Source organism: Microbispora rosea (genome assembly GCF_900156315.1).
GTDB lineage: Bacteria > Actinomycetota > Actinomycetes > Streptosporangiales > Streptosporangiaceae > Microbispora > Microbispora rosea.
The window spans coordinates 196,167-220,338 of the sequence record NZ_FTNI01000009.1; the positions used below are offsets into that span (position 1 = coordinate 196,167).

At 72.7% G+C, this 24,172-nt stretch carries 25 protein-coding genes and 1 pseudogene; 15 read left to right on the forward strand and 11 right to left on the reverse strand.

The annotated features are described in order from the left end of the window. Positions 1 to 23 precede the first annotated feature (23 nt). The 3 genes from BXA11_RS15580 to BXA11_RS15590 form a co-directional block, all read right to left on the reverse strand. Positions 24 to 971, reverse strand: coding sequence for a ribose-phosphate diphosphokinase (locus BXA11_RS15580; RefSeq protein ID WP_076435104.1), 948 nt, complete (start codon positions 969 to 971; stop codon positions 24 to 26). A gap of 106 nt (positions 972 to 1,077) precedes the next feature. After that, the gene (locus tag BXA11_RS15585) at positions 1,078 to 1,890 is read right to left on the reverse strand and encodes a methyltransferase domain-containing protein (RefSeq protein ID WP_076435106.1); all 813 of its coding nucleotides are present in this window, start codon (positions 1,888 to 1,890) and stop codon (positions 1,078 to 1,080) included. 36 nt (positions 1,891 to 1,926) lie between these two features. After that, positions 1,927 to 4,071, reverse strand: coding sequence for an MMPL family transporter (locus BXA11_RS15590; protein ID WP_076435108.1), 2,145 nt, complete (start codon positions 4,069 to 4,071; stop codon positions 1,927 to 1,929). Between the two features lie 86 nt (positions 4,072 to 4,157). Here BXA11_RS15590 and BXA11_RS15595 point away from each other — a divergent pair, with 86 nt between their 5' ends. The 8 genes from BXA11_RS15595 (at position 4,158) to BXA11_RS15630 (ending at position 11,511) form a co-directional block, all read left to right on the forward strand. Then, entirely contained in the window at positions 4,158 to 4,775 is a 618-nt protein-coding gene (locus BXA11_RS15595) for a TetR/AcrR family transcriptional regulator (protein WP_204053972.1), read from the forward strand. A 32-nt stretch (positions 4,776 to 4,807) separates the two neighbouring features. Next, positions 4,808 to 5,761, forward strand: coding sequence for a DNA polymerase domain-containing protein (locus tag BXA11_RS15600; protein WP_076435112.1), 954 nt, complete (start codon positions 4,808 to 4,810; stop codon positions 5,759 to 5,761). Positions 5,762 to 5,797: 36 nt separating this feature from the next. After that, the gene (locus BXA11_RS15605) at positions 5,798 to 7,414 is read left to right on the forward strand and encodes an MFS transporter (RefSeq protein ID WP_076435114.1); all 1,617 of its coding nucleotides are present in this window, start codon (positions 5,798 to 5,800) and stop codon (positions 7,412 to 7,414) included. Between the two features lie 17 nt (positions 7,415 to 7,431). Next, on the forward strand, positions 7,432 to 8,046 hold the full coding sequence (locus BXA11_RS15610; RefSeq protein ID WP_076435116.1) for a TetR/AcrR family transcriptional regulator: 615 nt from the start codon (positions 7,432 to 7,434) through the stop codon (positions 8,044 to 8,046). 172 nt (positions 8,047 to 8,218) lie between these two features. Further along, positions 8,219 to 8,776, forward strand: a complete 558-nt coding sequence (locus tag BXA11_RS15615; protein ID WP_076435118.1) for a toxin-antitoxin system HicB family antitoxin — start codon at positions 8,219 to 8,221, stop codon at positions 8,774 to 8,776. Between the two features lie 86 nt (positions 8,777 to 8,862). Next, a complete protein-coding gene (locus BXA11_RS15620) occupies positions 8,863 to 9,708 on the forward strand; it encodes a DUF4097 family beta strand repeat-containing protein (RefSeq protein ID WP_076435216.1) in 846 nt (281 codons plus the stop codon). A gap of 28 nt (positions 9,709 to 9,736) precedes the next feature. Then, positions 9,737 to 10,711 (forward strand): ATP-binding cassette domain-containing protein, encoded by a 975-nt coding sequence (locus BXA11_RS15625; RefSeq protein ID WP_076435120.1) that lies wholly within the window; start codon positions 9,737 to 9,739, stop codon positions 10,709 to 10,711. Beyond that, entirely contained in the window at positions 10,708 to 11,511 is an 804-nt protein-coding gene (locus BXA11_RS15630) for an ABC transporter permease (RefSeq protein WP_076435122.1), read from the forward strand. Before BXA11_RS15625 ends, BXA11_RS15630 begins: the two co-directional genes overlap by 4 nt. A 30-nt stretch (positions 11,512 to 11,541) precedes the next feature. Here BXA11_RS15630 and BXA11_RS15635 read toward each other — a convergent pair whose 3' ends face one another. Continuing rightward, the gene (locus tag BXA11_RS15635) at positions 11,542 to 12,366 is read right to left on the reverse strand and encodes an SAM-dependent methyltransferase (RefSeq protein ID WP_076435124.1); all 825 of its coding nucleotides are present in this window, start codon (positions 12,364 to 12,366) and stop codon (positions 11,542 to 11,544) included. A gap of 114 nt (positions 12,367 to 12,480) precedes the next feature. On the opposite strand from BXA11_RS15635, the gene BXA11_RS15640 reads away from it, so the two are divergent. Both BXA11_RS15640 and BXA11_RS15645 read left to right on the forward strand, forming a co-directional pair. Continuing rightward, the gene (locus BXA11_RS15640; protein WP_083744267.1) at positions 12,481 to 12,858 is read left to right on the forward strand and encodes a VOC family protein; all 378 of its coding nucleotides are present in this window, start codon (positions 12,481 to 12,483) and stop codon (positions 12,856 to 12,858) included. A gap of 113 nt (positions 12,859 to 12,971) precedes the next feature. Then, positions 12,972 to 13,814, forward strand: a complete 843-nt coding sequence (locus tag BXA11_RS15645) for an ACT domain-containing protein (protein ID WP_076435128.1) — start codon at positions 12,972 to 12,974, stop codon at positions 13,812 to 13,814. A 26-nt stretch (positions 13,815 to 13,840) separates the two neighbouring features. Here the strand turns inward: BXA11_RS15645 and BXA11_RS15650 are convergent, their stop codons facing one another. Continuing rightward, complete coding sequence (locus tag BXA11_RS15650) at positions 13,841 to 14,704, reverse strand: aldo/keto reductase (protein WP_076435129.1); 864 nt, start codon at positions 14,702 to 14,704, stop codon at positions 13,841 to 13,843. A gap of 117 nt (positions 14,705 to 14,821) precedes the next feature. Between BXA11_RS15650 and BXA11_RS15655 the strand changes: the two genes are divergently transcribed. Then, positions 14,822 to 15,694, forward strand: a complete 873-nt coding sequence (locus BXA11_RS15655) for a LysR family transcriptional regulator (RefSeq protein ID WP_030511774.1) — start codon at positions 14,822 to 14,824, stop codon at positions 15,692 to 15,694. 101 nt (positions 15,695 to 15,795) lie between these two features. Next, on the forward strand, positions 15,796 to 15,939 hold the full coding sequence (locus BXA11_RS43660) for a hypothetical protein (protein WP_167769261.1): 144 nt from the start codon (positions 15,796 to 15,798) through the stop codon (positions 15,937 to 15,939). A 34-nt stretch (positions 15,940 to 15,973) separates the two neighbouring features. On the opposite strand, the pseudogene BXA11_RS15660 reads toward BXA11_RS43660, so the two are convergent. Together BXA11_RS15660 and BXA11_RS43910 are read right to left on the reverse strand one after the other, a co-directional pair. Then, positions 15,974 to 16,375: pseudogene (locus BXA11_RS15660) on the reverse strand (inositol monophosphatase family protein); the annotation flags it as partial. A 28-nt stretch (positions 16,376 to 16,403) separates the two neighbouring features. Then, a complete protein-coding gene (locus BXA11_RS43910; protein ID WP_204053971.1) occupies positions 16,404 to 16,559 on the reverse strand; it encodes a hypothetical protein in 156 nt (51 codons plus the stop codon). 107 nt (positions 16,560 to 16,666) lie between these two features. Here BXA11_RS43910 and BXA11_RS15665 point away from each other — a divergent pair, with 107 nt between their 5' ends. Beyond that, entirely contained in the window at positions 16,667 to 18,286 is a 1,620-nt protein-coding gene (locus BXA11_RS15665; RefSeq protein ID WP_425293412.1) for a fatty acyl-CoA synthetase, read from the forward strand. Here the strand turns inward: BXA11_RS15665 and BXA11_RS15670 are convergent. Continuing rightward, on the reverse strand, positions 18,274 to 18,921 hold the full coding sequence (locus BXA11_RS15670) for a protein-L-isoaspartate(D-aspartate) O-methyltransferase (protein WP_239105235.1): 648 nt from the start codon (positions 18,919 to 18,921) through the stop codon (positions 18,274 to 18,276). The genes BXA11_RS15665 and BXA11_RS15670 overlap by 13 nt on opposite strands. Positions 18,922 to 19,088: 167 nt before the next feature. Further along, the gene (locus tag BXA11_RS15675) at positions 19,089 to 19,655 is read right to left on the reverse strand and encodes a cysteine hydrolase family protein (protein ID WP_076435133.1); all 567 of its coding nucleotides are present in this window, start codon (positions 19,653 to 19,655) and stop codon (positions 19,089 to 19,091) included. A gap of 123 nt (positions 19,656 to 19,778) precedes the next feature. Between BXA11_RS15675 and BXA11_RS15680 the strand changes: the two genes are divergently transcribed. Together BXA11_RS15680 and BXA11_RS15685 are read left to right on the forward strand one after the other, a co-directional pair. Beyond that, positions 19,779 to 20,207 carry an RrF2 family transcriptional regulator gene (locus tag BXA11_RS15680; protein WP_030511769.1) on the forward strand — a complete coding sequence of 143 codons (429 nt, stop codon included), beginning with the start codon at positions 19,779 to 19,781 and terminating at the stop codon, positions 20,205 to 20,207. A 73-nt stretch (positions 20,208 to 20,280) separates the two neighbouring features. Further along, complete coding sequence (locus BXA11_RS15685) at positions 20,281 to 21,495, forward strand: globin domain-containing protein (protein ID WP_076435135.1); 1,215 nt, start codon at positions 20,281 to 20,283, stop codon at positions 21,493 to 21,495. A gap of 104 nt (positions 21,496 to 21,599) precedes the next feature. Here the strand turns inward: BXA11_RS15685 and BXA11_RS15690 are convergent, their stop codons facing one another. Continuing rightward, positions 21,600 to 22,403 (reverse strand): SAM-dependent methyltransferase, encoded by an 804-nt coding sequence (locus tag BXA11_RS15690; protein WP_076435219.1) that lies wholly within the window; start codon positions 22,401 to 22,403, stop codon positions 21,600 to 21,602. 135 nt (positions 22,404 to 22,538) lie between these two features. Then, positions 22,539 to 23,996 carry a GH1 family beta-glucosidase gene (locus tag BXA11_RS15695; protein ID WP_143734289.1) on the reverse strand — a complete coding sequence of 486 codons (1,458 nt, stop codon included), beginning with the start codon at positions 23,994 to 23,996 and terminating at the stop codon, positions 22,539 to 22,541. Between the last annotated feature and the right edge of the window lie 176 nt (positions 23,997 to 24,172).

Genomic DNA, 24,172 nt, shown 5'->3' on the forward strand with positions numbered 1-24,172 from the left:
CCGCCCGCCGACACCGGGCGGCGTCAGGCGCCGGACAGCAGGTCGTCCATACCCTCGTCCCGGTGGAGGCGGCCGATCGCCTCGGCCAGCAGCGGGGCGACCGGGCACACCTCCAGCGACGGCAGGGCCGTCTCGTCCTGCGGCAGGGTGTCGGTGACGACCAGGCCCCGGATCAGGCCCCGGATCTCCGCACGGCGCAGTCGATCCCACGCGTCCCCGGCGAACAGGCCGTGCGTCGCGGCGACGGCGAACGGCGGCACCGCTCCCTGTGCGAGCAGGGCCTCGACGGCCGCCTCGATCGTCGCGCCCGTGCTGATCATGTCGTCGACGACCAGCGCGGGGCGGCCGGTGACGTCGCCGAAGACCTGCTCGGCCCGCACGTCCGCCCCGGTCAGCCGCGTCTTGCGCACCAGCGCGACGGGCCGCGCCAGCAGGCGGGCGTAGTGGCGGGCGAGCTTGATCGCGCCGAGGTCGGGCGCGACCACCACCGCCTCCTCCGGCAGGCCGCGCCCGGCGGTGCGGGCGAGGGCGGGCACCGCCGTCAGCGTCTCCACCGGCATCGGACACACCGCCTCCAGCGCGGCCGTGTGCGGGTCGACCGCGATCAGGCGCTCGACCCCGGCCGAGGCGAGCGCGGCCACCACCACCCGCAGCCCGATCGCCTCCCCTTCGCGGCGGCGCCGGTCCTGCCGGGCGTATCCCACGTAGGGCACGACCGCCGTCAGCCGGGCCGCGCCGCCCCGCCGGCAGGCGTCGGCGAGCAGCAGCGCCCCCATGACGTGCTCGTCGACGGACGGCCCGGTGGGCTGGACCATATAGACATCCGCGCCTCTGACACCGGTGACGACCGGCCGCGACTCGCCGTCCGGGAACCGCTCGACCACCGGGACGGACGGCTCCTGGTCCAGCGCGGCCGCGACGGCGGCGGCGAGCGGGCGGTTGGCCGTCCCTGCCACGATCCGCAACCTCATCGCCGCCCCCCCTCAAGCACCCACTGGCACCGTCCCCCGTAGGCGCCGGAGGCAAGCATGGCGCGGCCGGACCGGGGTCCGGGGGGCGTCCCCCCGGGTGCACCGCTCAGGTCACGCGGCAGAGGATCTCGCCGTGCAGGACGCTGAACCAGGCGTCCTCGCTCGCGGCCCACTCCCGCCAGCCGTCGGCGATCCGCCGCAGGTCGTCCCGCGTGGCGTGGCCGCCCTCGACCGCACGGTCCGCGTAGGAGGACTGGACCGTGCGGTCGGCCCACAGCCCGCCCCACCAGTCCCGTTCCTCCGGGGTGGCGTAGCACCAGGTGGACGACGACGAGGTGATGTCGCTGAATCCGGCCTCCCTGGCCCAGGCGCGCAGGCGGCGCCCGGCGTCGGGATCGCCGCCGTTGGCGCGGGCCACCCGGCGGTAGAGGTCCAGCCAGTCGTCCAGGGCCGGAATCTGCGGATACCAGACGAAGCCGGCGTAGTCGGAGTCGCGCACCGCGACGATCCCGCGCGGCTTGGTCACCCGACGCATCTCGCGCAGCGCGGCCACCGGGTCGCCGACGTGCTGCAGCACCTGGTGGGCGTGCACCACGCAGAAGGAGGCGTCGGGGTAGTCGAGCGCGTGCACGTCGCCGGTCGTGAAGCTCACGTTGCCCAGTCCGCGCCGCTCCGCCTCGCGGCGGGCCTGCTCCAGGATGCCGGGCCCGGTGTCGAGGCCGATCACCTCGCCCTGCGGCACCAGTTCGGCCAGGTCCGCGGTGATGGTGCCGGGGCCGCAGCCGACGTCCAGGATCCGCATGTGGGGCTTCAGCGCGCCCAGCAGGTACGCCGCGGAGTTGGCGGCCGTGCGCCAGCGGTGGGAGCGCAGGACGGACTCGTGAAAGCCGTGGGTGTACACGGCCGTTTCTTGTGCCATGTGGACACCCTTCCACACGTCTCGATATTTGAGCAATTATGTCTCACATCTAGAGACACCAAGCCGCCTATGCAGGCGGCGCAGCCGCGCCGGGGCCCACCAGTTGGCCGGACCCGCCAGCCGCATCAGCGCCGGCACGAGCACGCCGCGGATCAGCGTCGCGTCGACGGCGACCGTGAGCGCCATGCCGACGCCGAGCTGCTGCAGGAACACCACCCGTCCCGTGGCGTACGCCGCGAACGAGGCGGCCAGGATGGCGGCGGCCGCGGTGACCAGCGGCGCGCTGCGGGCGATGCCCGCGGGCACGGACGCCACGGCGTCGCCCGTCTGGTCCCACTCCTCTTTGATGCGCGCGAGCAGGAAGACCTCGTAGTCCATCGACAGCCCGTAGGCCACGCAGAACATCAGGATGGGGATGCTCGGCTCGATGGACCCGGTCGGCGTGAAGCCGAGCAGCTCGGACAGATGGCCGTCCTGGAAGACGAACACCAGCGCACCGAACATCACCGACAGGCTCAGCAGGTTGAGCGCCGACGCCTTCAGCGGCGCCACGACGCTGCCGGTCATGACGAAGAGCACCGCGAACGTGACCAGCACGATCAGCAGGCCGATCAGCGGCAGGCGCGCGGTCACGCCGTCCCGGTAGTCGGTCAGCTCCGCGGGGTAGCCGCCCACCTCCACCGCGAAGGGCGCCGGGACGGCCCGCACCCGGCGCACCAGCCCGGACGCGTCGGCGTCGAGACGGTCGCTCGCCGCCACCACCGACAGCCAGGTGCCGCGCGCGGCGGCGAAACGCGTATCCGCGGGCCCCGGGACCGGCCGGCCGGCCGCGTAGGACCCGGCGGCCGAGTCCACCCGCACCACCCCCTCGACCCGCGACAGCGCGGCGGCGTACGGCCCCGCCTGGGCGGCGTTCCCCTCCGGCGCGACCACGTGGACCGCGTCGGCCTCCTCCTGTGAGAAGCCCGCCCTGACCTGGTCGTACATCTGCCGCACAGGCGCCGAGGACGGCAGCACCCGGTCGTCGGGCAGCCCGAAGCGGACGCCGAGGAAGGGCGACCCGAGCAGCAGCACGACCGCCAGCGCCGCCCCGCCGAACGCCAGCGGACGGCGCACGACGCGCAGGGCTAGACCGTGCCAGAACCCGCGGCGCTCGACCCGGGCGGAGCCGGCACGGGCGACTGCGTGACCCAGCAGGACCAGCGCGGCCGGGAGCACGCCGGTCGCACCGATCACCGCGGCGACCACGACCGCGACCCCCGCGTACGCGAAGGAGCGCAGGAACGGGAAGGGGAAGGCGAACAGCACCGACAGCGAGGCGGCGACGGTGACCCCACTGAACAGCACCGTGCGCCCAGCGGTGCGGACGGTCCGCGTCACCGCCTCGGGCACCGGCAGGCCGCGCCGCAGCTCCTCGCGGAACCGGAAGATCACGAACAGCCCGTAGTCGACCCCGAGCCCGACGCCCATGACCAGGGCGATGTTCGAGGCGAACGTCGAGACCTCGGTAAGGAGCACGACGCCGCGCAGCAGCGCCAGCGACCCGGCCACGGCGAAGATCCCGACGCCGAGGGTGACCAGGGCCGCCGCGAGCCGCCGGTACACCAGCCACAGCAGCAGCAGGACCATCGGCAGTACGACAAGCTCGGCCCGGACGAAGTCCTGCCGGGCCTGTTCCATGACGGCGCGGAAGACCTCGTCCGAGCCCCCGGCCCGGACGTCGATCACGGCGTCGCTCCGGGTGAAGCGCGGGGTCAGGGCCGGCAGCACGGCACGGCGCACCCTGTCGGCGTCGCCGGGCACCCAGGCGAGCACCATGGCCTGCCGCCCGTCGCCGGAGCGCAGCGTCGCAGGCGCGTCTCTCGTCCAGTACGACCAGGCGTCGCCGACGCCGGGATAGGCCGCGAGCTCCCGGGTCAGCGCCCGCCCGGCGGCCTCGACGGGGCCGCTGTCGACCGTCCCTTGGCGGGCGGTGACCAGCAACGCCACGTTGGGGCTGCCGGTGCGGAACAGCCGGGCGAGGTCGTCGCGCGCCCGCGCCGACTCCGAGCCCGGCGCCTCGAACCTGTTGAGGGACAGCGCGCCGATGGTCCCGGCGCCGACGACCCCGGCGACGAGCGTGATCAACGCGCTCACCACGACGACCCACCCCGCTCTGCGTACGACGATTCCGGCCGGCACGAGCTCCCCCTGATAGTTTTACGAGCGATCATTCGTGTTTTAGGTGAGAATACGAGCAACAACTCGTATTCGCAATGAGGGGTGCCATGGAGAGCGAGGAGGCGCGGCCCCGGCGGCGGCAGGCGCGCGGCGAGCGACGGATGAGCGAGATCCTCGACGCGGCGGCGGCGGTGTTCGCCGAGCAGGGCTACGAGAAGACGACCACGAACGCCATCGCGGCGGCGGCCGGGATCTCCCCCGGCTCGCTCTACCAGTTCTTCCGCAGCAAGGAGGCCGTCGCGCAGGCGCTCGCCGACCGGTTCACCGCCCAGATGCGCGACGCGCACGGGGAGGCGTTCGCCCCGGCCGACCTCGCCGCCAGGGACCTGGACGACCTGATCGACCGGGTCGTCGATCCCCTGGTGGCGTTCAACGTCGCCAACCCGGGGTTTAAGGCGCTGTTCGCCCGCCCGGACATGCCGCCGGGCCTCGCGACGGCGGCCGGGCCGATCCAGTCGGCGCTGCTCGGCCGGGTCGAGGCGATCCTCACCGTACGGGCTCCCCGCCTGTCCTCGTCGGAGCGGACCCGCAGCGCGCGCGTGCTCGTGCAGATCTTCCAGGCGATGACGCCGGTCGTGGTCGCGGCAGCCGAGGAGGAGCGGGAGGCCGAAGTGCGCGAACTGAAGAAGGTGCTGCGCGGCTACCTGGCCCCGCTGGACGGTTGATTCCCGGGCCCGAGCGGGGGCATGGTGATCGGATGACCAGCGATGAGGTGCGCGACGGAGTCACGCTGACCAACCTCGACCAGCCGCTGTTCGACGGCGCGGGCGCGACCAAACGCGACCTGGTCGACTACCTGGACGCGGTCCGCGACCGCGTCATCCCGGTGCTGCGCGAGCGGCCGCTGTCGGTGGTCCGGGTGCGGCAGGGCCAGGCGCCGTTCATGCAGAAGAACGTGCCCTCCTACGCCCCGGACTTCGTGCGGACGGTCACCGTCTGGGCCGAGTCGTCGCAGCGGCGCGTGTCGTACGCCCTGTGCGACGACCGGCGCACCCTGCTGTGGCTCGCCAACCAGAGGGCGGTGGAGTATCACCCCGCCCTCGTCCACGCCGGCGACTGGGACCGCCCCACCCATCTCGTCCTCGACATCGACCCGCCGTCGGCCGAGGCCTTCCCGCAGGCCGTCGCCGCCGCGCGCCTGATCGGCCGGGCGCTGGCCGACGCCGGTCTGTCGGGCGCGGTGAAGACCAGCGGCGCCAAGGGCCTGCACGTGTTCGTGCCGCTGGAGGCGCACACCACGGTGGACGTCGCCGCGGCCACCCGCGCCCTCGGCGTGCGCGCCGAGCGCCTCGATCCCGCCCTCGCCACGACGGCGTTCATCCGGGAGGACCGCGGGGACAGGGTCTTCATCGACTCGACCCGGTCGGGCGGGGCGACCGTGGTGGCGGCCTACAGCCCGCGCGTACGGCCCGGCGTTCCCGTGTCGTTCCCGGTGGCCTGGGACGACCTGGAGCGGGTCGCCCCCGGCGACTTCACCGTCCACACGGCCGCGGAGCTGCTGCGGGACGGCGACCCCTGGGCCGCGCTCATGCCGGAACCCCAGCGGCTCCCCCGCGACCTGATCGAGGAGGGCCACACGATCCCGGTCGCCCGCGTCCAGGCCATGCACGAGGGCAAGCGCCGCGCCCGCGCCCGCCGCGCCACTTCGTGAGCAGGTTGGCGACATCGTGTTGCTATAGTTCGCGACATGTCGTCGCCAACCTCGCGCCAGAGCTGGGTCCCCCTCGTCGTGCTCGCCACGGGCGTGTCGATGGTCGTCATCGACGCCACGATCGTGAACGTGGCGGTGCCCGCGATCATCTCCGACCTGGGCCTCGGCGCCACCGACGTGGAGTGGGTCAACTCGATCTACTCGCTGATGTTCGCCGCGCTGCTCATCCCGTTCGGCCGGGCCGGCGACCGGTACGGCAGGCGGCGCCTGTTCGCCCTGGGGGTCGCGGTCTTCCTGCTGGCGAGCGTGCTGGCGGCGACGTCGGTGAACGGGCCCATGCTCATCGGCGTACGAGCCGTGCAGGGCGTGGGGGCGGCGATGGCCGTGCCGATGACCCTCGCGATCATCAACCGCGTCTACGTGGGACGTCAGCGGGTGATCGCCTTCGCGGTCTGGGGCTCCATCATCGGCGGCATGGCCGCCGCCGGCCCGCTGGCGGGGGGCTGGCTCGTCACCGAGCACGGCTGGCGGGCCGCGTTCTGGATCAACCTGCCCATCGGCGCGCTGCTCCTGCTCGGATCGTTGCGGGTGCCCGAGTCGCGGGACGGCCACGCGACGGGCGGCGACCTGGCCGGGCTCGTCCTCGCCGTGCTCGGCACGACCGGCGTCGTCTTCGCGCTGATCGAGGGCCAGAAGTACGGCTGGTTCGAGCCGCGGCGGACCGCGGACCTGTTCGGCCTGCGGTTCGAGAGCGTCTCCCCCGTGCCGTTCGCCTTCGGCATCGGCATCCTCGCGCTGGTCGCCCTCGTCGTGCGCGAACGGCGGCGCGAGCGCGCCGGCCTGCCCGTGCTCGTCGACCTGACGCTGTTCGAGCTGCCGAGTTTCCGCTACGGCGCGATGGCGGCGGTGATCGTAGCGCTCGGCGAGTTCGGCATGATCCTCGTGCTGCCGCTCTTCCTGCAGTCCGCGCTCGGCTACACCGCCTTCCGGGCCGGCCTCGTCATCGCCGCGCTGGCCCTCGGCACCTTTCTCGCGGGCGGACTGGTCCCCCCGCTGTCGAAGAAGTGGTCGCCGCGGACCATCGTGCGGATCGGCCTCGCCGTGGAGGCCGTCGGCGCGGCCGGGATCGGCCTGTCCCTGTCTCCGGACATGGGCGCCTGGCGGCCCGTGCCGTGGCTGCTCCTCTACGGCGCGGGCATCGGCTTCGCCACCGCACAGCTCACCGGCGTCCTCATGGCCGACGTGCCCGCGCGGCTGTCCGGCGGCGCGTCCGCGCTCCAGAGCACGGTCCGCCAGCTCGGCGCGGCGCTGGGAGTCGCCGTCCTCGGCGGGGTGCTGGTGTCGGGGCTCGGCTCGGCCGTCGAGCGCGGGCTCGCCGACCGGCCCGAGCAGGTGCGCACGAGTGCGGCGCGCGCGGTCGAGGAGAGTGCCGGCGCCGCCATCCCCGCGCTCCGCGACCCCGTGATCCGCGCGGTGGCGGTCGACGCCGCCTCCGAGGCGACCCGCAGGGTCACGTTCATCACGGCGCTGACGCTGCTGGCCGGGGTCGGCGTCACCCTCCTGCTCCCCCGCACCCCTGTCGCGAAGGACGAGTCGCCGGAGCGGGCCACGGCGGGCGGGCCGGATACTGGAGGCCGCGACCTGGACACATAGCGACCCTGGAGGGGGTAATGCCGAGGATCAGCGCGGCGACCGTCGCGGACCACCGGGCCAACCAGCACGCCGCCCTGCTGGAGGCGGCGCGGGAGATCCTGGCCGCCGAGGGCGTGCACGGGCTCACTCCCGCGGCCGTCGGCGCCCGGATCGGCCTGGCCCGCTCCAGCGTCTACCGCTACTTCTCCTCCACCGCCGACATCCTGGCGCAGCTCGTGGAGGACGCCTTTCCCCGCTGGTCGGCCCGCCTGCGCGCCGCCATCGCCCCCGCCGGCCCGGACGCCTCGCTCCCCGCCAGGATCCGCGCGTACGGCAGGGCCGCGCTCGACTTCGTCGGCAGCCCCGACTACGCGCTGATCCCGGCGCTGCAGGCGATCGGGCTGCCGGGCGAGTGCCGCGTCCGGGTGGACGAGCTGCACGGCGAGCTGATCGCACCGCTCGCCGACGCGCTGCGCGAGGCCGGGGCCGACCATCCGGCGCTGAGGGCCGAGCTGGCGTGGGGCGTGGTGCGGGCGGGAGCCCGCCGCCTCATGCCCGACGCGGCGGCACACGACCCGGAGCCCTCGGCGGACGCGGACCCGGACGACATCATCGAGATCACCCTCGACGTGCTCACCCGCGCCCTGCGCTGATCCCCGCACGAGCCGGGCCGGTAGACGAGCCGGCCGGTGCCTGAGAGCGGCGTCGTCCCGCGCCGTTTCCTGCCGCTGTCACCCGAGCCGTGACATTGCCATGACATCACCGGGATGCACAATGACGTCATTCACGATTGACGTGACGTCAGAGTGGCGTCATAGTTGAGCCATGGATCTGATGCCGTACGTCGAGAACCTCCGCCGTCAGCTCGCCGTCGCCGCCGAGGCGGGCGGGCCCGACGCCCGCGCGCTTGCCGAACGCCTCACGAGCGCCCTCGAATCGGCGACCAGGCTCACCCTGCTGGAGGCGCTGTCGGCGGCGGCGGACGAGATCACCCGTGATCTCGCACCGGGATCGGTCGACGTGCGGCTGCGCGGCGGCGACCCGGCGTTCGTGGTGACGCCACCGCAGCCGGGCCCGTCGCCGGAGGGCACGACCGGCGGGACGGAACCCGCGCCGCCGGCAGCACCGCCCGGAGCACCGGAGGCCGTCCCGCCCGCCGGTCTGTCGTCCGGCGAGGAGGGCGGCACCGCGCGGGTCACCCTGCGGCTGCCCGAGCACCTCAAGGTGCGGGTGGAGGAGGCGGCCGCCCGGCAGGCGATCTCGGTCAACGCCTGGCTGGTCCGCGCCGTCTCCGCCGCGTTCGAGCCGGGCGCCGGTAGTGGTCCCGCCGACCGGCCGCAGCAGCCCCGCAGCGGGCGCAGCTACACCGGCTGGGTGCGCTAGCGGCGCCCGGCCTCGTCACCCGCCACCACTCTTCGCCCGGCCCCGAGGCCGGGATGTTCCACCGGACCCGTGAGGAGGGCTCCGCCATGCCTGCTTTCGACACCCCCGAGCCGATCATCGCCGACATCCAGATCTACATGGGCCAGGTCCGCGTGCACGCGAGCGACCGCGCCGACACCGTGGTGGAGGTGCGCCCCAGCACCCCGTCCAGCGAGGCGAGCGTGCAGGCCGCCGAGCGGATCATCGTCGAGTTCTCCGCCGGACGGCTGCTGATCAAGGACCCCAAGCCCAAGGCCCTGCGATACCTGCTGCCCTGGCGCGGCTCCATCGAGGTGACCGTCGAACTGCCCGCCGGCTCCCGCGTCGAGCTCCAGGGCGCCGCGGAGCTCATCGCCACCGGCCCGCTCGGCCAGACCGTCCTGCAGAGCTCGTACGGCGACCTGCGCCTGGAGGAGACCGGCCCCCTGGAGATCAAGGCGTCGTACGGCGACATCTCCGTCGACCGGGTGATCGGCCCCGCAGAGGTGACCACCTCCACCGGGACGATCCGGATCGGAACCATCGACGGCCCCGGCGCGCTGAGAACCTCCACCGGCGCCATCACCCTCGGCGAAGCGGCCGGTGACCTGCAGCTGAAGACCGCCCACGGTGACATCATCGTCGACCGCGCGCAGGCCGGCCTCACCGCCAGGACCGCGCACGGCGGGATCCGGGTGCACGCGGCGGTGAGCGGCGCCATGCGCCTCGAGACCGGCTACGGCAAGGTCGGCGTCGGCATCACCGAGGGCACGGCCGCGTGGCTGGACCTGCACTCCAAGAACGGCGTGGTGCGCAACACCCTCGACGCCGCGGAAGGCCCCGAGACCACCGACAGGGTCGTCGAGGTGCACGTGAACACCAACTGGGGCGACGTCGACATCCACCGGTCCTGACCTCCGAACACGATTGAGGAGACCCCCTATGAGCGACGCGATCACGGCCGAAGGACTGGTCAAGAGATACGGCGAGGTGACCGCTCTCGACGGGCTGAGCTTCACCGTCCCGCGAGGGACGGTGCTCGCCCTGCTCGGCCCGAACGGCGCCGGCAAGACCACGACGGTGCGGGTCCTGACCACCCTGCTGCGTCCCGACGGCGGCCGCGCCACCGTCGCCGGCTACGACGTCGTCGGCGACGCCCGGCGGCTGCGCTCGTCCATCGGACTGTCCGGCCAGTACGCCGCCGTCGACGAGCACCTGACCGGCGCCGAGAACCTGGAGATGATCGGGCGGCTTTACCACCTGGGCGCGAAGCGCAGCAAGGCCCGCGCCCGCGAGCTGCTCGAACGCTTCGACCTCACCGACGCGGCCAACCGCCCGGTGAAGGGCTACTCCGGCGGCATGCGCCGCCGCGTCGACCTCGCCGGCGCCCTGGTCGCCGACCCGCCGGTGCTGTTCCTGGACGAGCCCACCACGGGGCTGGACCCCCGCGCCCGTGCCGCGTTGTGGGACACCATCTCGGAGCTCGTCGCGGCGGGCAGCACGCTGCTGCTCACCACCCAGTACATGGAGGAGGCCGACCACCTCGCCGACCAGATCATGGTGGTCGACCACGGCCGCGCCATCGCCCGCGGCACCGCCGACGAGCTCAAGGACCAGGTCGGCGGCAGCCGCATCGAGCTGACCGTGACCGACGCCGCCGAGTTGGAGACCGCCCGGCAGGCCCTCGCCCGGTTCGCCGCCGGCGCCGTGCGGACCGTGCCGGAATCGCTCCAGATCACCGTCGCGGTCACCGACGGTCCCGAGTCGCTGCGCCAGGTCCTCGGCCTGCTCGCCGACGCCGGAGTGCGGGTGCGCGACGCCGGCCTGCGGCGGCCCACCCTCGACGACGTCTACCTCACCCTGACCGGGCACCAGGCGTCCGGCACCGACCCCCAGGCCCGGGAGGCCACCCGATGAACGCGCTCACCATGCCCATCGCCGACGGCTGGACCATCGCCAGGCGCAACACCCGGAAGATCAGGCGCTCGCCCGACCTGCTCGGCTCCGCGATCATGTTTCCGATCGTGTTCGTGCTGATGTTCGCCTACGTCTTCGGCAGCGTCATCGACGTCCCGGGGATGTCCTATCGGGAGTTCCTGCTCCCCGGCATCTTCGTCCAGGCCGTGCTCGTGAGCGCGCAGGTCACGGGCTACACACTGACCCTGGACCTGCAGAAGGGGATCTTCGACCGGTTCCGCTCGCTGCCCATGGCCCCGTCCGGGGTGCTGATCGGCCAGACCGTCAGCGACCTGCTGATGAACCTCGCCAGCCTGGTCGTCATGGCGGTGATGGGACTGATCGTCGGCTGGCGGGTGCACACCGCGCCGCACGAGGCCGTCCTCGGCTTCGGGCTGCTGCTGCTGTTCGCCTACGCGTTCTCCTGGTTCACCGCGACCGTCGCGCTGGCGCTGCGCACCCCGGAGAGCTTCAACAACATCGCCACCACGCTCTCCTTTCCACTAATGTTCGTCTCCAACGCCTTCCTCGACAGCTCCGATCTGCCTGCGCCGCTCCGCGTCGTCGCCGAGTGGAACCCCGTCTCGACCATCACCCAGGCCGCGCGTGAGCTCTTCGGCAACACCAGCGCCGCGATGAAGACCGCGGACGCCTGGCCCCTGCAGCACGCCGTTCCCGCGTCGCTGCTCTGGATCGCCGTCATCCTGGTCGTGTTCATCCCGCTGGCGACGCGCCTCTACAAGAAGGCCGTCAGCGCCTGACCACCCGCGCCGGCGACGGGCCCGGCCCGGTCAGGGCTTGCGGGCGACGGCCCCCAGGATGCCGGAGTCGCCCGGGTCCGCCGGCACCTCCCACGGGACGTCGGGCCGCCACGCCTGAACGGGGACCAGGCCGGGCTCCAGGATCTCCAGCCCGTCGAAAAAGGACGCGATCCGCGCCAGGGACCGGCCCGCAAGCCCGCCGGACGAGGTCGCCGAGTAGACCTGCTTACTCGCCTCGACGACCTCCTCCTGGATGTCGCCCTTGTAGATGTGCGACAGCACCAGGTGGCCGCCCGGGACCAGCCGTTCCCGGATCTCCGCCACGGTGCGGGCGGCGGTCTCGTCCTCGGTCACGAAGTGCAGCACCGAGACCAGGAGCACGGCGAACGGCCGGGTGAAGTCGATGTGGGCCCGCACCTCCGGGTCGTCGAAGATGGCGCCGGGGTCGCGCAGGTCGCCGCTCATGACGATCGTGTCCGGGTTGTCGGCCAGCAGCGCCCGCGCGTGGACGAGGACGACCGGGTCGTTGTCCACGTACACGACGCGCGAGCCCGGGGCGTGCCGCTGCGCGACCTGGTGGACGTTCTCCTGGGTGGGCAGCCCGGCGCCGATGTCGATGAACTGGGTGACGCCCGACTCGGCCAGCTGCCGCACGGCGCGGCCGAGGAAGCCGCGGTTCTCCCGGGCGATCTCCCGCCCGTCGTTGCCCATCTGGCGGCCGATGGCGAGCATCTTCTCCGCGGCCTCGCGGTCGGACGGGAAGTTGTCCTTGCCGCCCAGGTAGTAGTCGTACATCCGGGCGACGCTGGGGACGGCGGGATCGATGCCCGCCGGTGCGTATCCGAAGTCGTCCATACGTCGCCCCTCCTCGGTGGGATCGCTCCCACGATGCCGTACGACGAAGATCATCCCCCGAGATTCACCCGCGGGCAACAGGGCAGCGCCATGACGACGACCTCAGGAGGACGCATGACACCACGCATGACCCTGACGGCGGCGGTGCTCGACGCACCCGACGCACGCGAGCTGGCGCTCTTCTACCAGCGGCTGCTGGGCTGGCCGATCGGCGACGACGAGCCCGGATGGGTGACGCTGCGCCCGCCCGGCGGCGGGACCGGCCTGTCGTTCCAGACCGAGAAGCGGTACGAGCGGCCCGTGTGGCCCGCGGCGTCCGGGGAGCAGCAGATGATGCTCCATCTGGACATCGAGGTGGACGACCTCGGCACGGCCGGGGCCCACGCCGTCGAAGCGGGCGCGACCCTCGCCGGCCACCAGCCGCAGGACGACGTGCGGGTCTACCTCGATCCGGCGGGACACCCGTTCTGCCTGTGGATCAGGACGGGCTGACCGGCACCCTGATGATCTGGCGGCGAGGAAGGCGGGCGTGTGAAAGCGGATTAATGCGGGCGACACTCCACAGACGGTGACCGCGTAACAACGCCTGGTCAGACTTCCGGGGTATGAGCGAACCGAGAAATGCCGCCGACGGGGGCGGTCACGCGTCTCCCGGCCCGCATCCCCGGCACCCGCATCACCGGCGATCCTGGCGGCGGGAGGTCGCGGAGCTTGCCGCGCTCTTCCTCGCCGTCGGCCTCGCCCACGTGCTGACCACCCTGCTCGGCCACCGGGACCCCGGCCCGGTGGTCCTCGTCGGCCTCGGCCTGGCGCTGATCCTCGGCTCGGCCGTGCACCGGCGGCTGTCGGCGCCGGGAGCCGTACGGCCACGCCTGCGGGTCAGGGCGGAGCAGCCCACGAGCCTGTGGCGGGTGCGCGCCAGGGTCGCCGAGCGCCCCGGCCGCCTCGCCGCGCTCGCCGGGGCGTTCGCCCGGCTGCGCTGCAACATCCTCGCCCTGCAGATCGCGCCCGCCGGGAGCGCGTCGACGCTGCCGGAAGGCGGCGACGCCCTGGACGAGTTCATCGTCGAGGCCCCGGCCTCCCTGACGCCCCTCGACCTGTGGCGCGCGGTCGACCGGGCCGGCGGGGCGGACGCCGTCATCGTTCCCGCCCAGGTCAGGGACCTCATCGACCCCGGCATCCAGGCCCTGCTGCTGGGCCGGCGCGTACGCGACGACCCGGGCGAGCTGGTCGCGGCCATGACCGAGTTGCTGCGCACGGCGGACATCGGCAGACCGGGACCGGGCGAGCCCGCTCCCGGGGAAGGGCCGACCGTGATGATCATCCCCGTGCCCGGCGGCGGCGTGCTGGTGGCGCGGCGGCCGGACCTGCCGTTCACGCCGACCGAGACGGCGCGGGCCGCCGCGCTGGCCGCGGCGGCCCGGCACCGTCAATGGGCGGACGAGTGAGCTGATCCGGACGGGCGCGCCGATCCTCAGCCCGCCGCGTCGAGCCGGCCCAGCTCCTCGGGCGACAGCTCCAGGTCCACCGCCTTCACCGAGTCGAGGATCGTCTCCGGCCGCGACGAGCCGGGGATCGGGATCACCACCGGTGCCTTGGCCAGCATCCAGGCCAGGCACACCTGCTGCGGGCTCACGTCGTGGGCCCGCGCCACCTCCGCGAACGGCGCGAAGCGCGAGCCCAGCTCGCCCGCCTGGGAGATGCCGCCGAGCGGGCTCCAAGGCAGGAACGCGATGCCCATCTCCGCGCACAGCTCCAGCTCCGGCTCGCTGGAGCGGAAGGACGGGGAGAACTGGTTCTGCACGCTGACCAGACGGCCGCCGAGGATGTCGTTGGCCTGGCGGATCTGCTCGGGGTTCGCGTTCGAGATGCCGGCGTAGCGGATCTTGCCCGCGTCCAGCAGGTCGCGGATCGCCCCGACCGAGTCCGCGTACGGCACCCGCGGGTCGGGCCGGTGGAACTGGTAGAGGCCGATCGCGTCGACGCCCAGCCGCTTGAGCGAGGCGTCGCACGCCTGCTTGATGTAGTCCGGCGAGCCGTTGAGCGTCCACGAGCCGTCACCCGGACGCAGGTGGCCGCCCTTGGTGGCGACCAGCACGTCCGAGGTGTCGCCGTCGTAGCTCGCCAGCGCCTTGGCGATCAGCGTCTCGTTGTGGCCCACCTCGTTCGCGTGGAGGTGGTAGGCGTCGGCAGTGTCGATGAGCGTCACCCCGGCGTCCAGGGCCGCGTGGATGGTCGCGATGGAGCGCTGCTCGTCGGGCCGCCCCTCGATGGACATCGGCATGCCCCCGAGACCGATCGCGCCGACCTGCACGTCGCCGATGCGGCGAGTCCGCATAAGAAGATCCCCCTTCGAAGTGACACAGATCAGAGTTCTGTGTCCTATCCTGCGGATTCGGCATTAAGCCGTCCAACAGAAGATTCCGATCGCATTGAGCAGCGTGGGTGATAAGCGGTGGAGTTGCGGCAGCTCAGGTACTTCGTGGCGGTCGCCGAGGAGAGCCATTTCACACGAGCGGCTGATCGTCTGCGCATCGCGCAGTCCGGCCTGTCGGCGTCCATCCGGGCGCTCGAACGGGAGCTGGGCGCCGACCTGTTCCGGCGCAACACCCGGCAGGTGCGGCTCACACCCGAGGGCCGGGCGCTGCTGGTGGAGGCCAGGCGGGCGCTCGCCGCGAGCGACGCGGCCCGTGACGCCGTGGCCGCCGTCCAGGGCCTGCTGCGCGGATCGCTGTCCATCGGCTCGCTGCAGTGCCTGCACGCGGTGAACCTGCCGGCCGTGCTCGCCGGGTTCGTGGAGTCCCATCCCGGCCTCGACATCCGGCTGCGCCACGGTGGCTCGGGCGAGCTGATCGAGCAGGTGCGCGAGGGCCGCCTCGACCTCGCCCTGGTGTCCCGTCCGGCGCACGAGCCCGACGACGTCGTGGTGACCCCCCTCGCGGCCGAGCCGCTCGTGCTGGCCTGCGCGCCGGGGCACCCGCTGGCCACGCCCGGGAAGGTGGGGCTGAAGGCGCTGCGGGGCGAGCGGTTCGTGGACTTCCCGCCCGACTGGGGCACCCGGACGCGGGCCGACGAGGCGCTCGCCGCCGCCGGCGTCGACCGCCATGTGGCCCTGGAGGTCACCGACGTCCACTCCCTGCTCGATCTCGTGGGGAACGGCCTCGGCGTCGCCCTGGTGCCCCGGTCGTTCTCCGCGAAGACCGCTCGCGTGCGCTTCCTGGAACTCGCCGACCCCGTTCCGATGTGGGAGACCGTGGCGGTGAGCGGAGCGCCCGGGGGCGCCGCGGCGGCGGCGCTGCTTGACAAAATCCACCACGCCTCACATTGACTTTCTAGTCAAAAATCACCCAAATTGGTATATAACACGTCATAAGCCTCGGGGTTCGGCCCCAGGGCCCCGAACAGCCGACGACCACGAAGGCGACTCCCATGAGCGTGCACGTCCACGTCCGACTCAACGACGGTTACGCCGTCACCGAGGACGGCCAGCTGCTGGAGCGGAGCAGTTGCCACTGCGGCGCCTCCTGGGAGACGACCTACCAGGTGGACGAGGGCGAGCCCGAGAGCATCTGACCACCGCGGCCGCTCCGCCGGCGGCCGCCCGACCTCACCGGTCGCCGCGGGCGATGATCTCCAGCAGCGCGCGGTGCGTCTCCCGGTCGGCCGCCACGACGAGCCCGCCCGCGCCGGTGTGCAGCGGCTCCCCGTGGACGCCGGTCACCACGCAACCGGCGGCCTGGCACAGCGCGATCCCGCTCGCGAAGTGCACGCTGTCACGCAGGTGGCCGTCGGTGACGTACGCGGCGCGCCGGCCGGCGGCGACCCACGCCACCGCCAGGGTGGTGGAGACGACCCGCGGGCGGAAGCGCTCGGCGAAACCCGGGTCGGCGAGGAGCCCGGTGGCCCGGAAGGCCGGCGCGTTCGGGAACGGCGGATCGAGGTTGACGTCCACCAGTCGCGACTCGGCCGACGGCCTGAGCCGCTCGTCCCCGGCCTCGCGGCGGACGTACGCGTGAGCGCCGTCCGTCCAGAACGCCTCACCGGCGAAGGGGGCGGCGCAGGCCGCCGCCGTGACGGCGGAAGTCGTCCGGGGACTTGGCCACGCGGGTCAGCGATGTCCCCCACATGGCGCGTACGACGGCTGCTCCGGCCTGGGCCGCCGTCAGGGCCAGTTCCTCGTCTGTGATCGGCACGAGGACAGGACTACCACGACCCCCGGCGGCTTCGTGAGGCGCGGTGCGGCCCTCTCCCCAAGGCGATCGGTTCTCACTAGTCTGATCCAGAAGTTTCCTCTGTTCAGGTGCTGGAGCCGCTCATGTCCCCCGCCTCGCCGGATGTCGCCCTCGCCCGCCGCCAGTCGCTCGCGGACCTGCTCCGGCGCTCCGCCCGGCGGCATCCCGCCCGGCTGGCCGTCGCGGACGCCGCGCAGGTTCGCACCTACGCGGAGCTCGACGAGGACGTCACGCGGGTGGCGGGCGCGCTGACCGCCCGGGGCGTGCGTCCCGGGGACCGCGTGGCCGTGCTCTCGCGCAACAGCGTGGACTACGTGCGGACCATCTTCGGCGTGGCCCGCGCCGGGGCCGTCCTCGTGCCGGTCAACTTCATGCTCGGCGCCGCCGAGATCGCCTACGTCCTGTCCCACTCCGGCGCGGTCGCGCTGATCGCGCAGGACGCGCTGCTGCCGGTGGCGCGGGACGCGGCCAAGCAGGCCGCCGGACTGCGGCTGCGCATGGTGTACGGCACGGCGCCCGAGGAGGGCTGGGAGCCGTTCGACGCGTTGCTGGTGGAGGACGCGGCCGAGCCGGTCGTGCCGATCGGGCCCGACGACCCCGCGCAGATCCTTTACACCTCGGGCACGGAGTCTCGCCCGAAGGGCGCCGTGCTGTCGCACGCCGCGCTGATCGCCCAGTACGCGAGCTGCGTCATCGACGGCGGCATGACCCGCGACGACGTCGAACTGCACGCGATGCCCCTGTTCCACTGCGCCCAGCAGCACTGCTTCCTGGTGCCGGACATCCAGCTCGGCGCCTCCAGCCACATCCTTCCCGGGGCCGACCCGGCCACCGTGCTGGAGGCGATCGAGCGCCACCGCGTGACCAAGTTCTTCGCGCCGCCCACGGTGTGGATCTCGCTGCTGCGCCACCCGGACTTCGGCCGGCGCGATCTGTCCTCACTGCGCAAGGGCTACTACGGCGCGGCGATCATGCCGGTCGAGGTGCTGCGGGAGATCGGCGAGCGGCTGCCGGACGTGCGCCTGTGGAACTTCTACGGCCAGACCGAGATGGCGCCGGTCGCGGTGATGCTCCAGCCGGAGGACCAGATCCGCAAGGCGGGCTCGGCCGGCCAGGCCGCGCTGAACGTCGAGACGCGGGTCGTGGACGCCGACGGGAACGACGTCCCTCCCGGCGAGATCGGGGAGATCGTGCACCGCAGCCCGCACGCGATCCTCGGCTACCTGGACGACCCCGGGAAGACCGCCGAGGCCTTCCGCGGCGGCTGGTTCCACTCGGGTGACCTCGGGGTGATGGACGAGGAGGGCTACCTCACGGTCGTCGACCGGATCAAGGACATGATCAAGACCGGCGGGGAGAACGTCGCCAGCCGCGAGGTCGAGGAGGTGGTCTACGAGCATCCGGCGGTCGCGGAGGTGGCCGTCGTCGGGGTCCGCCACCCGAGCTGGATCGAGGCGGTCGTCGCGATCGTGGTGACCAGGCCGGGCACGACCGTCACCGAGGAGGAGCTGCGGGCCCACGTCCGGGCGCGGCTGGCCGCGTTCAAGGTGCCCAAGGCCGTCGCGTTCGTGGACGCGCTGCCGAAGAACCCCAGCGGCAAGATCCTCAAGCGCGAGCTCAGGGACCGCCACGCCGCCCTGGCCGGCCGCATCCCCGGCGCGCGGCTTCCGGGCGGTCAGGAGGGGTAGCCGTAGCGGCCGTGGAGGCGGACGAAGCGGGCCAGCATGAGAACCTGGCGCGGTTCGAGGCCGATGACCGTGCGCTCGAACAGCACGACCTCCTCCCGGCCGCCCGTGCCGATGGGCTGCACCAGGCGTCCGCCGAGCCGCAACTGCTCCACCAGCGGCGCGGGGACCGTGGGAAAGGCGGCCGAGACGATGACGGCGTCGTAGGGGGCCTGCTCGGGCACCCCCCGGCCGCCGTCGCCGACGAGCACCTCCACGTTGCGGATGCCCTGCCGGGCGAGGTTTCGGCGCGCCCCGCGCACCAGGTCGGGCCACAGCTCGACGCTGACCACGTCGGCGGTCATGCGGGCGAGCAGCGCGGTCTGGTAGCCGAGACCGCTGCCGACCTCCAGCACGTGCTCCCGGCCGGTCAGGCCGAGTCCCTCGATCATCGTGGCCGACAGCGACGGCTGGGTGGTCACCTGCCCGTGCGCGATGGGGATCGGCACGTCCTCGTACGCGTGGGCGACGTGTTCGGCGGGGACGAAACCGGCCCTCGGGGTCGAGCGCACGGCCCGGAGCAGGCGCTCGTCGCGCACGCCCACCGCCCGGACGGCCCGGACGAGGTCTTCGGGACAGGCGGCTGCGGTCACGTCCACCACGCTCACGTTCGGCGGTGAGCGGCGCCGTCCCCCGCGGCCCGCTCAACCCCGGTGATGCCCCCGCAGCCGCGCCGGAACCCCAGCCCGCGCCGGAACATGAGCCCGCACCCGAACCTCAGTCGCGCCGGAACTCAGTCGCGCCGGAGCTCAGTCGCGCCGGCACCTCAGCCCGCGTCGGCGGCGAAGGTCACCTCCGCCGTGCCGACGGTCCCCCCGCGGCGGCCGGGGGCACTCTGCCACTGCCAGTAGAGGTTCGTGTGCGCGATCACCTGCTCGGGGGACGGCGCGCCGTAGGCGGTGAGGTCCTCGGTGGTGTGTGCGTCGCCGACCAGCGTCACGTCGTATCCCCGGACGAACGCCCCGTGGAGGGTCGAGCGGATGCACGCGTCGGTCTGGGCGCCCGTGACGACGAGACGGCCCACCCCGCGCTCGGCGAGCAGCGCCTCCAGGTCGGTGTCCTCGAACGAGTCGCCGTACCTCTTGTGGACGAGCGGCTCCGCGTCCTCGCGGACCAGCTCGGGCACGTACTGCCAGTTCTCGCTGCCCCGCTGGAGATCGTGGTCGTCGGAGTGCTGCACCCAGATCACCGGCACGTCCTCCGCGCGCGCCTTGCCGATCAGGGTGTCGATGTTCGCGATCACCGCGTCGCGGTGGGGGGCGCCGGCCACCACGCCGTTCTGGACGTCGACGACCAGCAGCGCGGTGTTCGGGCGATCGGCAAGAGTGGTCATGGGATTCCCGTTCTCGTCGCGGACCTCGTGTCGTCTCACCCTAGAACCGGCCACCGACATTCAGCCTGCGTACGAAGCACCCCAAATTGGAGTGCTACATGCCGATTTGCTAGCGTCTGAGGTGTGCGGTTGACGAAGTTCACGGACCTGGCCCTGCGTGTCACCATGCGCCTGGCGGTCCTGGACCCGGGGGCGTCACTCACCACCCGCCAGGTGGCCGACGCGATGGCGATCCCCTACAACCACACCGCCAAGGCCATCGCCCGCCTGCAGCACCTCGGCATCGTGGAGGCCCGCCGGGGGCGCGGGGGCGGCCTGGAGCTGACCGAGTTCGGCCGTACGGCCTCGATCGGCTGGTTGGTCCGCGAGCTTGAGGGAGAGGAGGAGGTCGTCACCTGCGAGGGGGAGATCCCCTGTCCGCTGCGGGCCGTCTGCAGCCTGCGCGGGGCGCTGCGCGCGGCGCAGCAGGCCTTCTACGCCTCCCTCGATCCCATCACGGTGGACCAACTGACCTCCTCGTCGACGAGGCCGGTGCTGCTCAGCCTCTCCTGACCTGCACAAATGGGAAGAACAAGCAGGTTCATGGCGTTAAATTTGCATCTTAGATACCAATTTGGAGGATCTCATGCTCTCCCCGGAGTCGGCCGCGACCATCCGCGCGACCCTGCCCGTGATCGCGGGCGCGATCCAGGACATCACCGCCCGCTTCTACGACACCATGTTCGCCGACAACCCCGAGCTGCTGCGCGACCTGTTCAACCGCGGCAACCAGGCCAACGGGGAGCAGCGCGTCGCGCTCGCGGGCTCGATCGCCGCGTTCGCGACCGTGCTGGTGGAGCGTCCTGGGGAGCTTCCCGGCACGATGCTCTCCAGGATCGCCAACAAGCACGCCTCTCTCGGCGTCACCGAGGAGCAGTACGCCGTGGTGCACAAGTACCTGTTCGGCGCGATCGGCGAGGTGCTGGGCGACGCCGTGACGCCCGAGGTCGCCCAGGCGTGGGACGAGGTCTACTGGCTCATGGCCGAGACGCTGATCGGCCTGGAGCGTGCCCTCTACCGCGAGGCGGGCCGGGGCTGGACGCGGGCCACGGTGATCGAGCGCCGTGACGAGACGGCCGACGTGGTCGCCTTCCTCCTGCGCCCGGACCTGCCGATGCCCTTCCGGCCGGGTCAGTACGTCAGCGTGCAGGTGACGCTGCCCGACGGGGCGCGGCAGATCCGGCAGTACAGCCTGTCGAACGCCCCGCAGCGCGGCGACTGGCGGATCACGGTCAAGCGGGTGCGCGACGAGGGAGCACCCGAGGGCGAGGTCTCCAACTGGCTGTACGGGCATGTCCGGGCCGGTGACGTGCTCTCGGTGTCCGCGCCCTTCGGCGACCTGACCCTGCCCGAGGGCGACGGCCCGCTGCTGCTCGCCTCGGCGGGGATCGGGGTCACCCCCATCCTGTCGATGCTCGACCACCTGGCCGCCACGGGGTCGGAGCGACGGGTGCTGGTCGTGCACGCCGACCGCTCGCCGGACGCGCACGTCCATCGCGAGGAGCTCGCGGACCTGGTCGCGGCCCTGCCCGGCGCCACCCTTCACCGGTGGTACGAGGACCTGCCGCTGGACCAGGTGGACGACGCGGCGCACGCCGCCGGCCATGTCGCCGGCCATGTCACCGCGCTGGGCCGGGCCGACCTATCGGCGATCGACCTGCCCGGGGACGTCGTGGCCTGCCTGTGCGGGCCGCTGCCGTTCATGCGGGCCGTGCGCGCGCAGCTGGTCGAGCTGGGCGTGCCCGCATCCGGCATCCACTACGAGGTGTTCGGCCCCGACCTGTGGATCGCGGCCGCCTGATCCGGTGACCGGCCCGCCGCCCGCCCGCGGCGGGCCCTCCCACCGCGCTTTCTCAGCGGGCCCTCTCGCCGCGCTTTCTCACCGCGCTTTCCCACCGGGCCCGGTCAGCGCAGCAGGCCGACGCCGACGTAGCCGTCCACGCCCGGGATCCTCGGCAGCCTCGGCTCGTCGGGCTCCGGCCGCCACTCCTCTGTCACGACCAGACCCGGCTCCACCAGGTCGAACCCGTCGAAGAACCGCAGCAGTTCCGCGTGGGTCCGCGGGGTGACCGCCCCGGCGGAGGTGTTCTTGTACAGCTCGCGTCCCTCGCGGATCTTCTCCTCGTCGAGGTCGCCGTACGACAGGTGGCTGATGGCCATCGCGCTTCCGGGGGCGAGCCGGTCGCGCAGCGTGGCGACGATGCGCTCGGCGTCCCCGGTGTCCGGGACGAAGTGCAGCACGGCCACCATGAGCAGGCCCACCGGCTTGCCGAAGTCGATGTGCTCGGTGATCCGGGGGTCGCCGAGGATGGCCTCGGGCTCGCGCAGGTCGCCGTCCACGACGATCGTCTGGCTGTTGTCGGCCAGCAGGGCCCGGCCGTGGGCCAGCACGATCGGGTCGTTGTCGACGTAGACCACCCGCGCGTCGGGGGCTTCGCGGAGCGCGACCTGATGGACGTTCTCCTGCGTCGGCAGCCCGGCGCCGATGTCGAGAAACTGGCGGATGCCCTCCCGGGCCATGAGGGTCACGGCCCGGCGGAGGAAGCGCCTGTTGGTCTGCACGCCTTCCCGCGCGTTCGGGGTCAGCTCGATGAGCTTCTCGGCCGCCGCCCGGTCCACGGCGAAATTGTCCTTGCCGCCGAGGAGGTAGTCGTAGATCCGGGCGACGCTGGGGATCGTCACGTCGATTCCCGGGGGACCCTGCTCCATGTTCATCCCTGCCCCTGATGCGCTCGTACCTTGATCAACGGTATCCGATAAGTCGGAATTCGGCGCGTCAAAGGCGGAGTTGACCGGCACGCGCCGAGGACACGGCCGGTCAACCCCGTAGCACGGCGGGCCCCCTCAGTCCCCCGCCGGGCGCTCACCCCCCGGGGTGCCGGCGACCAGGATGTCGACCGGGCCCGTCGTGACAGGAGCGGTGACGACCGGGTCGGTGATGAAGTCGCGCATCCAGTGGAAGCTGGCCTTCGGCGTGCGCACCTGGGTGTCGTAGTCCACGTGCACCAGCCCGAACCTGGCGGAGTAGCCCCGCGCCCACTCGAAGTTGTCCATCAGCGACCAGCAGAAGTAGCCCCGCACGTCCGCGCCGGCCTCCATCGCGTCGCGGGTCGCGGTCAGGTGGTCGCGCAGGTAGTCGATGCGCCCGCTGTCCTCGATCACGCCGTCGTCGCCGTACCCGTTCTCCGTGATGTAGACGGGCGGCAGGTCCGGATAGCGGGAGGTCAGCCCGACGAGGGTCTCGTACAGCCCCTCGGGCTCCACCACCCAGCCCAGCCCGCTGGTGCGCGCGTCCTCCGGCGTGACCGTGCGCACGCCCAGGTCGAACGCCGAGCGCAGGGCAGGGTCGGCCTCCTCGTACGGCGCGGCCTCCACGTGCAGCCGGTAGTAGTAGTTCACCCCGAGGAAGTCCAGCGGCGCGCCGATGACGTCCAGGTCGCCGTCCCTGCGGAAGGAGAAGTCGGTGATCCGGCCGAACGTCTCCCCCATGTCGGCGGCGTAGGCCCCGCCGAACAGCGGTTCGGTGAACTGCCGGTTGACCAGCAGATCCATCCGCCGCGCGGCCCGGACGTCCTCCGGCGAGGAGGTCACCGGGACGGTCGGCGACATGTTGAGCGTCACCCCGATCTGCTGACCGGGCCTGGCCATCTCGCGCAGGCGCGCGACGGCCAGGCCGTGGCCGAGCAGCAGGTGGTGGGCCGCGGCCAGCGCGCCGTGCCCCTCCTTGGCGCCCGGCGCGTGCCGGCCCTCGCCGTAGCCGACGATGGACGAGCAGTAGGGCTCGTTGAGCGTGATCCAGTTCGAGACCGAGCCGCCGAGCGCGTCGTACATCACCTCGGCGTAGTCGGCGAAGCGCTCGGCGGTGTCGCGGACCCGCCAGCCCCCGCGGTCTTCCAGCGCCTGCGGCAGGTCCCAGTGGTAGAGGGTCACGTACGGCTCGATTCCGCCCTCGCGCAGGGCGTCGACGAGCCGCCGGTAGAAGTCGAGCCCTCGCCGGTTCACCGGTCCGCGGCCGTCGGGCAGCACCCGCGGCCACGCAACGGAGAATCGGTAGGCCCCCGCCCCCAGGTCTTTCATGAGATCGACATCCTCTTGCCAGCGGTGATAGTGGTCGCAGGCGAACTCACCCGACTCGCCCCGTGCCACCGCGCCGGGCACCCGGCAGAAGGTGTCCCAAATCGAGGGCCCCCGGCCGTCGGTGTCGACGGCCCCCTCTATCTGGTACGCCGCGGTGGCCGTGCCCCACACGAAGCCGGCGGGAAAGGTCCGCGGCATGGCGAGGCGTTCGTCGGTCGCCGTCATTCCGTCTTTGCTCCAGGTTCCGTGCCCGCTTCGGTGAACAGCCCGGGCACGGCGGCATGCCGTGCGGGCGATGGGACCGTTCCCCCGAAGGCCGCGGGACCCGCCGAGCCGTACGGCGGGCACATACGCGGGCAGACGGAGTTCCGCAGCGGACACCTGAACTCCCTCGCAGGAGA

Coding starts and splice junctions, on each gene's coding strand:
- BXA11_RS15580 (WP_076435104.1), bottom strand. CDS start 971: ATGAGGTTGCGGATCGTGGCAGGGACGGCCAACCGCCCGCTCGCCGCC.
- BXA11_RS15585 (WP_076435106.1), bottom strand. CDS start 1,890: ATGGCACAAGAAACGGCCGTGTACACCCACGGCTTTCACGAGTCCGTC.
- BXA11_RS15595 (WP_204053972.1), top strand. CDS start 4,158: ATGGAGAGCGAGGAGGCGCGGCCCCGGCGGCGGCAGGCGCGCGGCGAG.
- BXA11_RS15600 (WP_076435112.1), top strand. CDS start 4,808: ATGACCAGCGATGAGGTGCGCGACGGAGTCACGCTGACCAACCTCGAC.
- BXA11_RS15605 (WP_076435114.1), top strand. CDS start 5,798: ATGTCGTCGCCAACCTCGCGCCAGAGCTGGGTCCCCCTCGTCGTGCTC.
- BXA11_RS15610 (WP_076435116.1), top strand. CDS start 7,432: ATGCCGAGGATCAGCGCGGCGACCGTCGCGGACCACCGGGCCAACCAG.
- BXA11_RS15615 (WP_076435118.1), top strand. CDS start 8,219: ATGGATCTGATGCCGTACGTCGAGAACCTCCGCCGTCAGCTCGCCGTC.
- BXA11_RS15620 (WP_076435216.1), top strand. CDS start 8,863: ATGCCTGCTTTCGACACCCCCGAGCCGATCATCGCCGACATCCAGATC.
- BXA11_RS15625 (WP_076435120.1), top strand. CDS start 9,737: ATGAGCGACGCGATCACGGCCGAAGGACTGGTCAAGAGATACGGCGAG.
- BXA11_RS15630 (WP_076435122.1), top strand. CDS start 10,708: ATGAACGCGCTCACCATGCCCATCGCCGACGGCTGGACCATCGCCAGG.
- BXA11_RS15635 (WP_076435124.1), bottom strand. CDS start 12,366: ATGGACGACTTCGGATACGCACCGGCGGGCATCGATCCCGCCGTCCCC.
- BXA11_RS15640 (WP_083744267.1), top strand. CDS start 12,481: ATGACACCACGCATGACCCTGACGGCGGCGGTGCTCGACGCACCCGAC.
- BXA11_RS15645 (WP_076435128.1), top strand. CDS start 12,972: ATGAGCGAACCGAGAAATGCCGCCGACGGGGGCGGTCACGCGTCTCCC.
- BXA11_RS15650 (WP_076435129.1), bottom strand. CDS start 14,704: ATGCGGACTCGCCGCATCGGCGACGTGCAGGTCGGCGCGATCGGTCTC.
- BXA11_RS43660 (WP_167769261.1), top strand. CDS start 15,796: ATGAGCGTGCACGTCCACGTCCGACTCAACGACGGTTACGCCGTCACC.
- BXA11_RS15675 (WP_076435133.1), bottom strand. CDS start 19,655: ATGACCACTCTTGCCGATCGCCCGAACACCGCGCTGCTGGTCGTCGAC.
- BXA11_RS15685 (WP_076435135.1), top strand. CDS start 20,281: ATGCTCTCCCCGGAGTCGGCCGCGACCATCCGCGCGACCCTGCCCGTG.
- BXA11_RS15690 (WP_076435219.1), bottom strand. CDS start 22,403: ATGGAGCAGGGTCCCCCGGGAATCGACGTGACGATCCCCAGCGTCGCC.
- BXA11_RS15695 (WP_143734289.1), bottom strand. CDS start 23,996: ATGACGGCGACCGACGAACGCCTCGCCATGCCGCGGACCTTTCCCGCC.